This is a genomic window from Bradyrhizobium sp. USDA 4353, from assembly GCF_054063215.1.
In genome coordinates, this window is the sequence record NZ_JBSSGB010000001.1 from 7,305,715 (window position 1) to 7,319,756 (window position 14,042).

Genomic DNA, 14,042 nt, shown 5'->3' on the forward strand with positions numbered 1-14,042 from the left:
CAAGCACCAAAGATGCGCGGGCGCGGCCTCGTCGCGATGATTTGTGTTCAGGAACAGCCGGCTTGGGGCGCGCCGCCGGTCAGATCGGCGCCACGTCCATCGTGTGTACCGCCGTCGGAAAATAGCGGAAGCCATCGCCGGCCTTGCCGATGTGCCCGATGCCCGGCCACGGGAAGTGATAGCCGAGAATCCGTGTCCGGTTGGTCGCGAGCATGTCGAGCACGCGGACGCGGGTCTTGGCGGCCTGCTTCGGATCGGTGTCGTAGGCGAACTCGATCAGCGGCTTCTCGATCAGCAGCACCGGATGATGCGAGATGTCGCCGATGTAGCAGAGCTGATCCTTGCCCGACTGGATCAGGAAGATGGTATGCCCGACCGTATGGCCCGGCGTGAACATCGCCTGCACGCCCGGCAGGAACTCCTGGCCGTCCTTGAAGAAGGTGATGCGGTCCTTCACCGGCATCAGGTTGCGCACGGCCTGCTCATAGAACGCCTTGTAGTTCGGGCCGACCTTGGCCTCGTCGGTCCAGTAGGTGAAGTCGGCCTCGGAGATGAACAGCTCGGCATTCGGGAAGCTCGGCTTGCCGTCGGGACCGATGACGCCGCCGCAATGGTCGATATGCGCATGCGTCATGACCAGCGCGTCGACGTCCTTGGCCTCGATGCCGGCCTGCTTCAAGGTCATCAGCATCTTGCCGGTGGTGTCGCCGAACAGTTTCGAGACGCCCATGCCGTTGTCGAAGATGATGATCTTGTCGCCGGTGTTGAGCACCAGGATGTTCTGCTCGAGCGTCGCCGCGCCTGTGGGCAGGAAGTTGTTGGTCAGCATCGAATCGAGATCCCCGGGCGAGATGCCGAGGAACGCCGCATGGGGATCGCCGAGCGGCAGGATGCCGTCCGAGATGATGGTCGCCTCGGCCGAGCCGAGCTTGAAGCGGAAGAACGTCGGCGCCTGCGTATTCAGGAACGGGCCCTTCGCCAGGACGGGAGAGCTGGCCAACCCCGTCAATCCATAGAGCCCAGCGGCCGCGCCGACACCCAGCAGCGAACGACGTGAGACAACAGCGTCCGTCATGCGTTCCTCCCCTTATGTGATCTTGTTCTGGCGAAGCTCGTGTTGCCGAGCCGTCGATCGAGTACTCTTTTTTGCCGGCCGGCGTGTGTTCGCGCCGCACACAAAGGATGCAAAGCGAAGCTACACAATCTCAGATTATCTACATCCGCATTCGCCGGGCAATGAAAAAGATTTAGCGCTGTGGTCACGAAACAGACACGCAGACACTTGCGTCGCGGGATCGCGCCCGCATCGCGACTGCATTCTGCTAAAAATAATCCTCTTGCTATTTATCGGAAATCATGATCAACTCCCGCCCATCCCGTCCTCATGCAAGGGGCGTAGCGCGCGATCGTCACGACACGCGAGGCGGGGATGCGGTGGCCGCGTGAGATCGCAGCGTCCTCGGCAACGAGGGCGCGGACGAACGATCTGTCGCGGACGTGAAGTCGCAGCGTCCCGACACCCCGAAGCTGGTGTCCCCCGCGCGATGCGCAAGCATTGTCGCGGCATGGTGGCCAACAAGCCGGCGCACCAGGGAGACTGCGTATAAGCGTGAAGACCATCGCGCGGGGAATGCCGGGTGTTCTCGGCTGAACCTGTGGTGACTGCCGCCTGCTTTTCTTGCTGCAGGCGGGCCATGGGTGCGGCCAGCATCCGGCATTCCCCGCGCCCTCTGCCTGTTTGCGAGGGACGAACCGATTGCAAAGCTCGGGCATGATGTGCCGCGAGAACGCGTGGTCATGTCGCCCTTTATGTTTGTCTGCACTGCCCTGCTGTTTGAAACTGTGAATCGATCCCCCCTCTTCGTCGTCGGCAAGAATCGTAGGGTGGGCAAAGCGGCCGCCGAAGGCGGCAGCGTGCCCACCGTTTCGCGGCAGACTCGCTGATGAGATGGTGGGCACGGCGCGAGAGATAGCTCGTCGGAATGAAGAACACCCGGGCGCGCCTTTGCCCACCCTACAAACTACATGCGCAGCTCATTCCCCCAACCCATGCGCCACGACCTTGCGCATCACGTTGGGCAGCGCCTCGCCATCCAGGGTCGCGATCGGGACCCAGCGCATGCCATCCGGCGCGCGCGTACGGGCTGGGACCTTCGCTGTGTAGACCACGAGCTCCAGCGGGAAGTGCGTGAAGACGTGGGTGACGACGCCGAGCTTGCGGTGCCAGCTTTTCACGCCGGCCAACTGCGGCGCCTGCGCGAGCGCATCCGCATCGTCTTGGCCGGCAAGCCATTCCGAGCCGGGGACCTCGGTCATACCGCCGAGCAGGCCCTTTGCGGGGCGCGAACGGACCAGCAGTTCGTCGCCTCTGATGACGACGAAGGCCGCACCGCGCCGAAGCTTGCCGGTCTTCTTGGCGGCCTTGCGCGGGAACGTCTCCTGGTCGCCTTGCTGGCGCGCCGCGCAATCCTCGTTCAGCGGGCACAGCGAGCACGCCGGCTTCTTCGGCGTGCAGATGGTGGCGCCGAGGTCCATCAGGGCCTGGGCACTGTCGCCGGCGCGGGATGGGCCGAGCAGGGTCGCAGCGAGCGCCTGGATCTGCGGCTTGGCCTGCGGCAGCGCCTCCTCGACCCTGAACAGCCGGCTCGTCACGCGCTCGATGTTGCCGTCGACCGGCATGGTCCGGCGGTCGAACGCGATCGCAGCGATCGCTGCTGCCGTGTACGGGCCGATGCCGGGCAGCTTGCGCAGCCCCTCCTCCGTGTCCGGGAACACGCCGCCATGCTCGCGCAGCACGGTCGCGGCGCAGGCGTGCAGGTTGCGCGCCCGCGAGTAATAGCCGAGCCCGGCCCACATCCGCAGCACATCCTCGAGATCGGCGCTGCCGAGCGCCGAGACATCCGGCCAGCGCGCCAGGAATTTCTCGAAATACGGCCCGACCGCCTTCACCGTGGTCTGCTGCAGCATGATCTCCGACAGCCAGACCCGATACGGATCCGAGCGCTGCCCGGCCGGCGCCCGCCACGGCAGCCGGCGGCGGTGGCAGTCGTACCACGCGAGCAGTTGCGCCGGGCGATCGGTGGAGCCGGCGTCGTGCTGGTGTTTTCGAAAAGCCTTGGGGTTAGCCACGCCTCTTCAATAAAGCGAAAACAAAGACTGGACCAGCGCACCAGTCTGGAAGTCCCCAGCTCAAGCAGCAACAGAATGTCCTCGCGTTCTATGACGCCGCGCGTTATAATCCGTCATGATCCAGAGCTTCGCGGATCGCGAGACGGAGCTGATATGGAGCGGCCGACGGAGCCGGAGATTGCCGTCCGACATTCAGGATGTCGCACTTCGCAAACTTCGTCTTTTGAATCAGGCCCGGGTTCTCGACGATCTCCGGGTGCCGCCCGGGAACCGGCTCGAGGCCTTGAAGGCCGACCGCGTCGGGCAACATTCGATCAGGATCAACGATCAATGGCGAATTTGCTTCGTCTGGGATGATGGAGGACCGATGGATGTCGAAATCGTCGACTACCACCGCTAGAAGCAATCTGCTGCACAATCCCCATCCCGGGGAAATCCTGCTGGAGGAGTTCCTCAAGCCGATGGGACTGAGCCAGAATGCGCTGGCACGCGCCGTTCATGTGCCGCCGCGCCGGATCAACGAGATCGTGCTCGGCAAGCGCGACATCACCGCAGACACGGATCTGCGCCTCGCCCGCTATTTTCGTGTCTCCGAAGGCTTCTTCCTTGGTCTTCAGATGGATTATGACCTCATGCAGCGGCGGCGCGAGATTGCCCCCGACCTGAAAGCGATCCGTCCGCGCGCCGCGTGACGGCAGCGAGAAAGCATCATGGCAAAGCCTGGCCGCCTCACCGCAAAGCCTCTCTCGCTGATGATGGGCGATGTGCTGACGGCTGCCTATGCCAAGCAGGGGTTTGCCGCGCGCGAGCTCGTGACGCGCTGGCCGGAGATCGCCGGGCGCGAGATCGCCGACCATGCGCAGCCGCTGAAGATGCAGTGGCCGCGGCCGGTCGAGGGCCAGCCGCAGGAGCCGGCGACCTTGATCCTGCGCGTCGAGGGGCCGATGGCGCTGGAGATCCAGCATTCGTCTGACGTGATCCTGGAGCGGGTCAACCGCTTCTTCGGCTGGCATGCGGTGGGCAAGCTGGCGCTGCGCCAGGGGCCGCTGACGCGGCCGCCGGTGAAGCGCCGCCCGCCACCGCCCGATCCGAAGAAGGTGGCCAAGGTGGCCTCGACCCTGACCGCGATCGAGGACGATGCGCTGCGCGACGCGCTGGCCCGGCTGGGCGCCGCCATCAAGCGAAATTGACGTTCGCCGTTTGATCGCAGCTTGAGGCCCGGCATTGCCTCTGACGGGGTTTCAAGCTAGCGAAAAGCCAAGTCGAAAACAGAGTTATGAGCGTTTCAGGCGCCTCGGGCGCCCACTTTGGAGCAGAGCCTTGATCATCACCCGCCGCGCCTTCACCGCTGCCCTGTCGCTGACCGGCCTCGCCGCGCTGACCGGCTTCTCGCCGCTGCGGCTGATCTCGGAGGCCTTCGCCCAGACCGCCGCCGATGTCGCCAAGCCGCAGTCGCTGCCGGACATGGGGATCGGCCCGGCGGATGCCGCCGTGACCATCGTGGAATACGCCTCGATGACCTGCCCGCATTGCGCGGCGTTCAACGCCCAGGTGTTCCCGAAGCTGAAGGCCGAATACATCGATACCGGCAAGATCCGCTACATCTTCCGCGAGTTCCCACTCGACATCAAAGCCGCCGCCGGCTCCATGCTGACGCGCTGCATCGCCAAGGACGACGCGCAGAAGTATTTCGCGGTCACCGACATGCTGTTCCGTTCGCAGAACGACTGGGTGGTCAAGAACACCACCGAGACCCTGACGCGGATCGGCAAGCAGGCCGGCCTCAGCCAGCAGCAGGTCGAGGCCTGCCTCAAGGACCAGGCGCTGCTCGACAAGATCGCCGCCGACCAGAAATACGCCAGCGATGTTCTTAAAGTTGATTCGACGCCGACCTTCTTCATCAATGGCGAGAAGATCAAAGGCGAATCCTCGATCGAGGAGTTTCAGAAGCGCATCAACCCGCTTCTCAAGAGCTGATCCGAATCACTGAGTCCTGCGAGACACAGTGCGGCCCCTTCGTGGGGCCGCTTCTGTTTGGTGGGCTGATCGAGCCGAGAAAGCCTTGGAAAAGCGGGGCGAGCGGGTTGCCCTGGGGTCCGGGCGTCGCCATTGTCCCGCCCTCAGAATGGGGCGCTAAAGGCGACTCAAGTCACTTTGACTTTGCCATCCATGGTATTGTCGGGGCTGTGAGATTCGTTTTCCGCCAACAGAGAATCTGTGCATGAAACTCACGCGTCTTCGTCTCCACGGTTTCAAGACGTTCGTCGAACCGACTGACTTCGTGATCGAACCCGGCCTCACCGGCGTCGTCGGTCCGAACGGCTGCGGCAAGTCGAATCTGGTCGAGGCGCTGCGCTGGGCGATGGGTGAGACCTCGCACAAATCGCTGCGCGCCGCCGACATGGACGCGGTGATCTTCTCCGGCTCGAACACGCGTCCGTCGCGCAACCACGCCGAAGTGGTGATGACGATCGACAACAGCGATCGCACCGCGCCGGCCGCCGTGAACGACCGCGACATTCTCGAAATCTCGCGCCGCATCGAGCGCGAGGCCGGCTCGGTGTATCGCATCAACGGCCGCGACGTGCGCGCCCGCGACGTGCAGATCCTGTTCGCCGATGCCGCCACCGGCGCGCGCTCGCCGGCCCTGGTCCACCAGGGCAAGATCGGCGAGATCATTCAGGCCAAGCCCGAGCAGCGCCGCCGCGTGCTGGAAGACGCCGCCGGCGTCGCCGGCCTGCATGCGCGCCGCCACGAGGCCGAGCTGCGGCTGAAGGCGGCCGAGACGAATCTGTTGCGCGTGGAAGACGTCATCGGCCAGCTCTCCGGCCAGATGGAAGGCCTGCGCAAGCAGGCGCGCCAGGCGATCCGCTATCGCGAGGTCGCGGCCAAGGTGCGCAAGGCGGAAGCCACGCTCTATCACCTGCGCTGGATGGGCGCGCATGCCGACCTCAACGACGCCGCGCATACACACGACGTCGCGGTGCGCGAGATGGCCGAGCGCACCCGCGAGCAGGCGGAATCCGCCCGCATCCAGGCGATCCGCTCCTCGCATCTGCCGGCGCTGCGCGAAGCCGAGGCCCGTGCGGCTGCGACGATGCAGCGGCTGAAAAACGCCCGCGACCTGCTCGACCGCGAGGAGGTGCGCGCCAAGGAGCGTGCCGGCGAGCTCGACCGCCGCCTGATGCAGCTCACCGCCGACGTCGCCCGCGAGCAGCAGCAGAACCAGGATGCGCAGGTCGCGCTGCAACGTCTTGAGACCGAAGACGCGGAGCTGAAGGAAGAGATCAAGGCGCGCGTCGAGATGCGCAGCGGCGTCGACGAGCGCGTCGCCGAGGCCGAGGCGCTGCTGACCGAAACCGAGCGCCAGTTCACCGAGCTGACGACGCAGCTCGCCGACCTCACCGCCCGCCGCAACCAGCTCGAGGCCAACGTCCGCAGCCACCGCGACCGCCTCGCCCGGCTCGACCAGGACATCGCCAATGTCCGCGCCGACGAGGAGCGGCTGGCGCAGGAGACCGCCCATCTCGGCGATCTCGACACCCTCGCCGCCGCACTCGAAGCCGCTGAGGAGGCCGAAGCGCAAGCCGAAGCCGCGGTGCAGACCAATGAGGCCGCGCTGGCCAATGCGCGGCAGAAGCTCGAAGCCTCGCGCGCTCCGCTTGCCGAGGCCGAGAAGCGGGCGCAGCGGCTGGAGACCGAGGCGCGCACCATCTCCAAGATGGTCAACAGCGAGACCAAGAATCTGTGGCCGCCGATCATCGACGGCGTCACCGTTGCCAAGGGCTATGAGAAGGCGCTCGGCGCCGTGCTCGGCGACGATCTCGACGCGCCCGTCGATGCGTCCGCGCCGATGCATTGGACCGTCGCCGGCGCCGAGGTCACCGATCCCGCGCTCCCTGATGGCGTCGAGCCGTTGGCTGCCTATGTGCAGGCGCCGCCGGAGCTGTCGCGTCGCCTCGCCCAGATCGGCGTGGTGTCCAGGGATCGCGGCACGCAATTGGTGTCGCAGCTGCGCACCGGCCAGCGGCTGGTGTCGCCGGAAGGCGACGTCTGGCGCTGGGACGGCTTCATCGCCGCCGCGCATGCGCCGACCGGCGCCGCGCGCCGCCTCGCCGAGCGTGCCCGCCTGATCGACATCGAGGCCGAGCTGGAGCAGGCCCGCGTCGACGCCGCCGGCAAGCGCCAGGCGCTGGAGAGCGCCGAGGCCGAGGTGAAGGCCGCGACATCAGCCGAGAGTGCCGCGCGCGAAGCCTGGCGCGCAGCCCAGCGCGAGGTCAATTCGGCGCGCGAGCGCCATGCCAATGCCGAGCGCGAGATCAACCGCCATTCGGCGCGCAAGTCGGCGCTGGTCGAGGCGTCCACGCGTCTGGCCCATGACCGCGCCGAGATCGCCGAGTTGCACGAGAATGCGCTGGAAGCGATCGAGGGGCTGCCGGCGACCACCGAGGCCGACGGCCGTCTGGCTGCCGTCCGTGCCGAGATCGAGACCAAGCGCCGTGCCGCCGCCCAAGTGCGCGCCGAAGCGCAGGCACTGGCCCGCGAGGCCGAGCTGGCCGACCGCCGCGTGCAGGCGATCATCAACGAGCGCAACGACTGGTTCAACCGCATCCGCGGCGCCGGCTCGCAGATCGCCACCATCGAGGCGCGCATCGCCGAGGTCAGGGACGAGCGCGCCGAGCTCGACAACGCGCCGGAGATCTTTGCCGAGAAGCGCAGCGCGCTGATCGACGAGCTCGCGATCGCCGAGGAAGAACGCCAGGTCGCCGCCGACGCGCTCGCCGAGGCCGAGACCGCGATGGGCGACACCGACCGCGCCGCCAAGGCCTCGCTCGAAGCGCTGTCGAAATCGCGCGAAGCCGCCGCCCGCGCCGAGGAGCGGCTGGAGAGCGCCAAGCGCCGCGTCGCCGACGTCGAGCGCGAGATCCACGACATGCTCGAATGCGAGCCGAATGCGGTCGCCGCGATGGCCGAGATCGGCCCGGATACGCAGCTGCCGCCGCTGCACGAGATCGAGGACAGCCTGGAGAAGCTGCGCCGGGATCGCGAGCGACTCGGTGCCGTCAACCTGCGTGCCGAAGAAGAGCTGACCGAGGTCGAAGGCTCGCACACCGCGCTGACCACCGAGCGCGACGATCTCGTCGAGGCCATCAAGCGGCTGCGCCAGGGTATCCAGAGCCTCAACAAGGAGGCGCGCGAGCGTCTGCAGTCCTCGTTCGAGACCGTCAACGACCACTTCAAGCGTCTCTTCACCGAGCTGTTCGGCGGCGGTGAGGCCGCGCTGCACCTGATCGAGAGCGACGATCCACTCGAGGCCGGCCTCGAGATCATCGCCAAGCCGCCGGGCAAGAAGCCGCAGACGCTGTCGCTGCTCTCGGGCGGCGAGCAGGCGCTGACCGCGATGGCGCTGATCTTCGCGGTGTTCCTGACCAACCCCTCGCCGATCTGCGTGCTGGACGAGGTCGACGCGCCGCTCGACGACCACAACGTCGAACGCTTCTGCAACCTGCTGCACGAGATGAAGGGCTCGACCGAGACCCGCTTCATCATCATCACCCACAACCCGATCACCATGGCGCGCATGAACCGGCTGTTCGGCGTCACCATGGCCGAGCGCGGCGTGTCGCAGCTCGTCTCGGTCGCGCTCGACGAGGCCGTGAAGATCCTCGACCAGCAGGTGGCGTGACGCCTCTCATGGCGTATCGCGCAAGGCTTTCAGCCAGCGCGCGGTGCGCTCGGACCGATCCGGGGCAAGCTTGCGGATCAGATCACGGGCGTAAAGTGCAAACGTCGCATGCGTGCCGTCGATGGCGATGACGAGAAGATCGATGGTCTCCGGCGGACGCCATGATTCATGGAGGATGTACCTTCCTCGCAGCGGATCGCCGGGAGGCATGTAGCCCGCGCCAGCGCCGGGCTCGGCCATGATGATCGCGTGGAGCCGCGCCAACAGCCTGTCTGCCGATTCGTCGAAGACCTGCGGCTCGACGTCGATCTTCTCGGCAGACCTGCAGATGGTGGCGGGACAGATCAGGAGCGACTTGCCGCGCTCACGAAACGTGCCATTGTAGAAATCGCTCGGCCGAAGGCGCACCGTATCGATCGGCTCATGCAGCAGCAGGGCGAGAACATAATAGGGGCGGTAAACTGCCGGGCCGGAATGGGTGGCATAAATCAAGGCTGATGCGATCAGCCCAAGGAGACCGATTACACTCCATCGCTTCAGCCTCGTTGCGGCAGCCGATCTAATCATTCTGCTCCGTGCCCCAGACGCAAACCAGCCTGGTCCGAAACCCACAACGCTCATGCGTCGACGTCCCGGACGACAAGAACCATAGATGATTTCTCCTGACCTGCCCGCACATCTCAAGGCCAGCCTGGAAGCCAGGCTGCACGGGCAGTCGCGCCAGGACGCAGCCACGCGCGCGGGGCGCATCTCGGCAGCCTATCGCAGCGGCGGCAATTCCGGCACGATCACGACCGAAGCCGACGCGATCGCCTATGCGACGGTGCGGATGCCCGCGACATATGCCGCGGTGGCAGCGAGCCTGAATGCCCTGGCGCAGGCGAGCCCGGACTTCGCGCCGACTTCGCTGCTGGACGTCGGCGCCGGCCCCGGCACCGCGAGCTTCGCTGCGGCAGAGGCTTTTGCGTCGCTGGCCTCGTTCCACGCCATCGATGCCAACCCTGCTCTGCGCAATTTAGCTCTCGGGCTTGCTGACGACACGATGCGGATGCGCGATCTCGCCTACGTGCTCGGCCAGGCGCGGGCGCTGCTCGATCGCGCTGACAGCGCCGATCTCGTGATGGCCAGCTACATGATCGGCGAGCTCACTGACGCCGAGCGTGCTGCAGTGGTCGCTGCGCTGTGGTCGAAGACGAGACATACGCTCCTGATCGTCGAACCCGGCACGCCGGCCGGCTACCAGCGCATCATCGCCGCGCGCGACCAGCGCATTGTGGCCGGCGCGCATGTCGCGGCCCCCTGCCCGCATGCGGCGGCGTGTCCGCTGATCGCGCCGGACTGGTGCCATTTCGTCCAGCGGCTCGCGCGGTCGCGGGCGCATCGCGAGTTGAAGGGCGCGGATGTGCCGTTCGAGGACGAGAAGTTCAGCTTCATCGCCCTCACCCGAGAGCCGGTCCCGCTCCGTCCGGCCGCGCGCGTCCTGGCACCGCCTGTGGTGACGAAGATCGCGGCGACGGCCAAGCTGTGCCTGGCCGATGGGAGCGCAGCCGCGGTCAGCATTCCCCGCCGCGACAAGCCGGCTTTCGCCGCGGCCCGGCGCTGGGACTGGGGCGACGGAGTGGAGTTGCCGCCACGTCCATAGATACCCACGCGACCCCGCATGGTTAACCTCGGGTCGACTTTGTCTCTCATTCTGTCGATTTCGCGAAACCCGAGAAAAACCTGCGTTTGCTACGGTGAGCTGCAACGGGCGCTGAAGGCGCTGCTCACAAGGGAACGCGTGTCGATGTTCAGGACGATGACGATCGCTGCAATTCTGATGGCTTCGGCAGGAACAGCCTTTGCCGGAGGGCACGGCGGAGGCCATGGATCCGAACCGCCGCCCGCGCCCAAGCAGGAAGCCGGCCCGGCGCCGGCCAAGGCCGTCGTCGGCAAGAACGGCCCGATCCTGACCGATCTCAAGGGCATGACGCTGTACTATACCGAGCGCGACGACAGCGGAAACAAGTCGACCTGCGACGGCGAGTGCGCCCAGAAGCGTCCGCCGCTGCCTGCCCCGGACAACGCGGTAGCGACCGGCGACTTCACCGTCATCACCCGCAGCGACGGCAAGAAGATGTGGGCCTATCGCTATCGCCCGCTCTACACCTCGCAAGCCGACACCGCCCCCGGCGACATCAAGGGCAACGATCCCGACCAGAAGTGGCGGGTCGCTCGCCCCTATTGAGCCGAAATCGCTCACATCAGGCCGGACGCCTGGACGACAGGCGAACAAGGTCTTGGGCCGGCGCGGCTTGAACGGGCAGCCCCCCTGCCGCGACCAATGCACGCCGGTCCACCCTGGGACCGGCGGCGTCGCCGTGCTTCGGCCGCCCCGTCCTCCTGCCCTCTCCCTCGGAGCCCGTCATGTCCGGCTGGATCGTCCTCGGCATCCTCGTCATTCTCGTGCTGTTCGCCTTCGGCGCCTACAACCGGCTGGTGGCCCTCAGCCAGCGCGTCGGCCAGGCCTTTGCCGACATCGATGTCCAGCTCAAGCTGCGCCACGATCTGATCCCGAACCTGGTCGAGACCGTGAAGGGCTACGCCGCGCATGAGCGCGGGACCCTGGATGAGGTCATCAAGGCGCGGAATGCCGCCATTTCGGCGCAGGGCCCGGCCCAGGTCTCCGCGGCCGAGGGCCAGCTCACCGGCGCGCTCGGCCGGCTGATCGCGCTGTCGGAGGCCTATCCGGACCTCAAGGCCAACGCCAATTTCCAGCAGCTCGCGGGCGAGCTCTCGGACATCGAGAACAAGATCGCCGCCAGCCGCCGCTTCTTCAACAACGCCGTCCAGGAATACAATACCGGCATCCAGCAGCTGCCCGCCGCCCTGTTCGCCGGCACCTTCGGCTTCACCCGCAAAGAGTTCTTTGATCTCGGCACCAGCCGCGCCGAGGTCGAGGCCGCGCCGAGCGTCAAGTTCTGAGCCCGCGCCCTCCCCGCTGAAGGGCCCGACGCCATGGCCGCCTACGGTCTCTACACCCATATCGCATCGAACAAGACCCGTTCGATGCTGCTGCTCGGCGGCCTGTTCCTGCTGATCTACGTGCTGGTGTTCGCCGGCGCGCTGATTGCGGAGGTGATGATCAACGGCAATGGCAGCGTCGCCTATTACATGCACGCCGCCACGCGCGACCTGATCAAGGCGCTGCCCTGGGCCACGCTCGGGGCTGCTGCCTGGATCGTGATCGCCTATTTCTTCCACCAGAAGATGATCGACGCCGTGACCGGCGGCACCGCGGTGACCCGGCAGGAGCAGCCGCGGCTGTACAATCTGCTGGAAAACCTCTGCATCTCGCGCGGCATTACCATGCCGCAGCTGAAGATCATGGACAGCCCGGCGCTGAACGCGTTCGCGACCGGCCTCAACCCGCGGCAATATTCCGTCACGGTCACGACCGGCCTGCTCGCGGCGCTCGACGACCAGGAGATCGAGGCGGTGCTGGGTCATGAGCTGACCCATATCCGCAACGGCGACGTCCAGCTGATGGTCGTCGCCGTGATCATCGCCGGCGTGGTCGGCTTCTTCGGCGAGCTGTTCTTCCGCCTGTTCACCAACATGAGCTGGGGCGGCGGCTGGGGCCGGTCCTCGTCCTCCTCCTCCTCGTCGTCGGATTCCGACCGCAAGGGCTCCGGTGGCGGCGCCATCATCGTCGTGATCGTCGCGGTGGTGCTGATCGTGCTGGCCTGGCTGCTCTCCCAGGTGGTGAAGCTGGCGCTGTCGCGGACCCGCGAATTTCTCGCCGATGCCGGTTCGGTCGAGCTGACCAAGAACCCGGACGCCATGATCAGCGCGCTGCGCAAGATCGAGGGCCGCGGCGAGCTGCCCGGCGCAACCTCCGCGGTCATGGAGCTGTGCGTCGACAATCCCCGCGAGGGCTTTGCCGACCTGTTCGCCACCCACCCCTCGGTCGATGCCCGCATCCAGGCGCTCATCAAGTTCGCCGGCGGTCACGATCCCGGCCCGTTGGCGCTGCCGTCCGACGAGGCTCCGGCGGCCGATGACGGTGCCGAGAGCGCGGATGGCACTGCACCCCCGCCTCCGCCGGATGGCCCCTGGAACCATGCCGCCGGCCCGTCCGTTCCGGCCGGCTCCGCTGCCGAGGGCGGACCGTGGAGCACGCCGACCGCAGGCCCCTGGGGCCGACACTAGGCCGAGAGGCGCTGTCCCGATTCGAAGCGCGACGTGGCAACGGGGACGATCGTCCTGCCAGTCGCTCTCAGCTTCCCCCGGACGCCAGAGGACGCGTCGGACGGATTCCTCCTGATTGCCTGACCCTGTTGCCGGAAAGGCGCAGATTTCCCCCGTGCCGTGCAGCAATGAATTTGAATTCTTCAGCGTTTCTGCCATGTTCGCGCCCAAAGCAGAATGCAATGCGCCGGCCTCCTGGCCGGCCTCAGGGCTGAAGGACTTTCCATGGCGAAACCGGCAGTGGTTGTGGTGGGCGCGGACAAGGGCGGGGTCGGCAAGACCACGGTGTCGCGGACGTTGCTCGATTATTTCAGCGCCAACAACGTCCCCACGAGGGCGTTCGACACCGAGCATCCGCGCGGCACGCTGAAGCGCTTCCACCCGGAGATCACCGAGATCGTCGACATGAACTCGACGCCGGACCAGATGAAGATCTTCGACACGCTGAGCGCGGTGGCCCCCTCGGTGACCGTCATCGACGTCCGCGCCGGCCTGATGTCCCCCACCCTCGCCGCGCTGCGCGACATCGGCTTCCTCGACGCCGCCCGCTCCGGCCAGATCACCTTCGCGGTGTTCCACATCCTAGGCTCCTCGATCGCCTCGCTCGACGAGATCGCCGAGACGGCGAGCTACATGATCGGGGCAAAGTATTTCCTGGTGAAGAACTTCATCAACAACACCAGCTTCTTCGAGTGGGACCAGTCGACCTACAATTCCTACTTCCACCGCATCAAGGATGCGACCGAGCTGACCATCCCGAAGCTGAACGAAATGGCGTTCGAGCAGGTCGAGGTCGCCTCGGTGCCGTTCCTGAAATTCGTCGCCAACAAGGGCCCGCGCGACGAGGCCGCCAACTACTCCTTCGTGCTGCGCGGCTATGTCCGGCATTGGCTGGCCAATGTCTGGAGCGAGTACGACCGCATCAAGCTGACCGACATCGTCGGCTCGACCAAGCCGGCGGCGCCGCGGCCCGCCGGGGAAAAATAGCGGCTCCGTG

General features: G+C 66.3%; 13 protein-coding genes. 10 read left to right on the top strand and 3 right to left on the bottom strand.

Going from position 1 to position 14,042, the window contains the following annotated elements; all coding sequences use genetic code 11:
* Positions 1-79 precede the first annotated feature (79 nt).
* Both ACVILH_RS32870 and mutY read right to left on the bottom strand, forming a co-directional pair.
* The gene (locus ACVILH_RS32870) at positions 80-1,075 is read right to left on the bottom strand and encodes an MBL fold metallo-hydrolase (RefSeq protein WP_456716605.1); all 996 of its coding nucleotides are present in this window, start codon (positions 1,073-1,075) and stop codon (positions 80-82) included.
* 959 nt (positions 1,076-2,034) lie between these two features.
* Positions 2,035-3,129: an A/G-specific adenine glycosylase gene (mutY, locus tag ACVILH_RS32875; protein WP_456716606.1), complete on the bottom strand. Its 1,095-nt coding sequence runs from the start codon at positions 3,127-3,129 to the stop codon at positions 2,035-2,037.
* 115 nt (positions 3,130-3,244) lie between these two features.
* Between mutY and ACVILH_RS32880 the strand changes: the two genes are divergently transcribed.
* From ACVILH_RS32880 to smc, 5 genes are all read left to right on the top strand, one after another.
* The gene (locus ACVILH_RS32880) at positions 3,245-3,529 is read left to right on the top strand and encodes a type II toxin-antitoxin system RelE/ParE family toxin (protein ID WP_456716607.1); all 285 of its coding nucleotides are present in this window, start codon (positions 3,245-3,247) and stop codon (positions 3,527-3,529) included.
* On the top strand, positions 3,501-3,821 hold the full coding sequence (locus ACVILH_RS32885; RefSeq protein ID WP_006612421.1) for a HigA family addiction module antitoxin: 321 nt from the start codon (positions 3,501-3,503) through the stop codon (positions 3,819-3,821). The genes ACVILH_RS32880 and ACVILH_RS32885 overlap by 29 nt, the downstream gene beginning before the upstream one ends.
* Positions 3,822-3,839: 18 nt before the next feature.
* Positions 3,840-4,319, top strand: coding sequence for a DUF721 domain-containing protein (locus tag ACVILH_RS32890; RefSeq protein ID WP_456716608.1), 480 nt, complete (start codon positions 3,840-3,842; stop codon positions 4,317-4,319).
* A 130-nt stretch (positions 4,320-4,449) separates the two neighbouring features.
* Positions 4,450-5,106, top strand: a complete 657-nt coding sequence (locus ACVILH_RS32895) for a DsbA family protein (protein WP_456716609.1) — start codon at positions 4,450-4,452, stop codon at positions 5,104-5,106.
* Between the two features lie 244 nt (positions 5,107-5,350).
* Positions 5,351-8,815 (top strand): chromosome segregation protein SMC, encoded by a 3,465-nt coding sequence (gene smc / locus ACVILH_RS32900; protein ID WP_456716610.1) that lies wholly within the window; start codon positions 5,351-5,353, stop codon positions 8,813-8,815.
* Between the two features lie 6 nt (positions 8,816-8,821).
* Here smc and ACVILH_RS32905 read toward each other — a convergent pair whose 3' ends face one another.
* Positions 8,822-9,436: a hypothetical protein gene (locus tag ACVILH_RS32905; protein WP_456716611.1), complete on the bottom strand. Its 615-nt coding sequence runs from the start codon at positions 9,434-9,436 to the stop codon at positions 8,822-8,824.
* A gap of 31 nt (positions 9,437-9,467) precedes the next feature.
* Between ACVILH_RS32905 and ACVILH_RS32910 the strand changes: the two genes are divergently transcribed.
* The 5 genes from ACVILH_RS32910 to ACVILH_RS32930 all read left to right on the top strand — a co-directional run bounded on the left by ACVILH_RS32910 (position 9,468) and on the right by ACVILH_RS32930 (position 14,032).
* The gene (locus tag ACVILH_RS32910) at positions 9,468-10,457 is read left to right on the top strand and encodes a small ribosomal subunit Rsm22 family protein (RefSeq protein ID WP_456716612.1); all 990 of its coding nucleotides are present in this window, start codon (positions 9,468-9,470) and stop codon (positions 10,455-10,457) included.
* 177 nt (positions 10,458-10,634) lie between these two features.
* Positions 10,635-11,042, top strand: coding sequence for a COG4315 family predicted lipoprotein (locus ACVILH_RS32915; protein WP_456717149.1), 408 nt, complete (start codon positions 10,635-10,637; stop codon positions 11,040-11,042).
* A 179-nt stretch (positions 11,043-11,221) separates the two neighbouring features.
* Positions 11,222-11,779 (top strand): LemA family protein, encoded by a 558-nt coding sequence (locus ACVILH_RS32920; RefSeq protein ID WP_434876949.1) that lies wholly within the window; start codon positions 11,222-11,224, stop codon positions 11,777-11,779.
* Between the two features lie 33 nt (positions 11,780-11,812).
* A complete protein-coding gene (locus ACVILH_RS32925; RefSeq protein WP_456716613.1) occupies positions 11,813-13,006 on the top strand; it encodes a M48 family metallopeptidase in 1,194 nt (397 codons plus the stop codon).
* Positions 13,007-13,270: 264 nt separating this feature from the next.
* Positions 13,271-14,032, top strand: a complete 762-nt coding sequence (locus ACVILH_RS32930; protein WP_041756285.1) for a P-loop NTPase family protein — start codon at positions 13,271-13,273, stop codon at positions 14,030-14,032.
* Positions 14,033-14,042 lie beyond the last annotated feature (10 nt).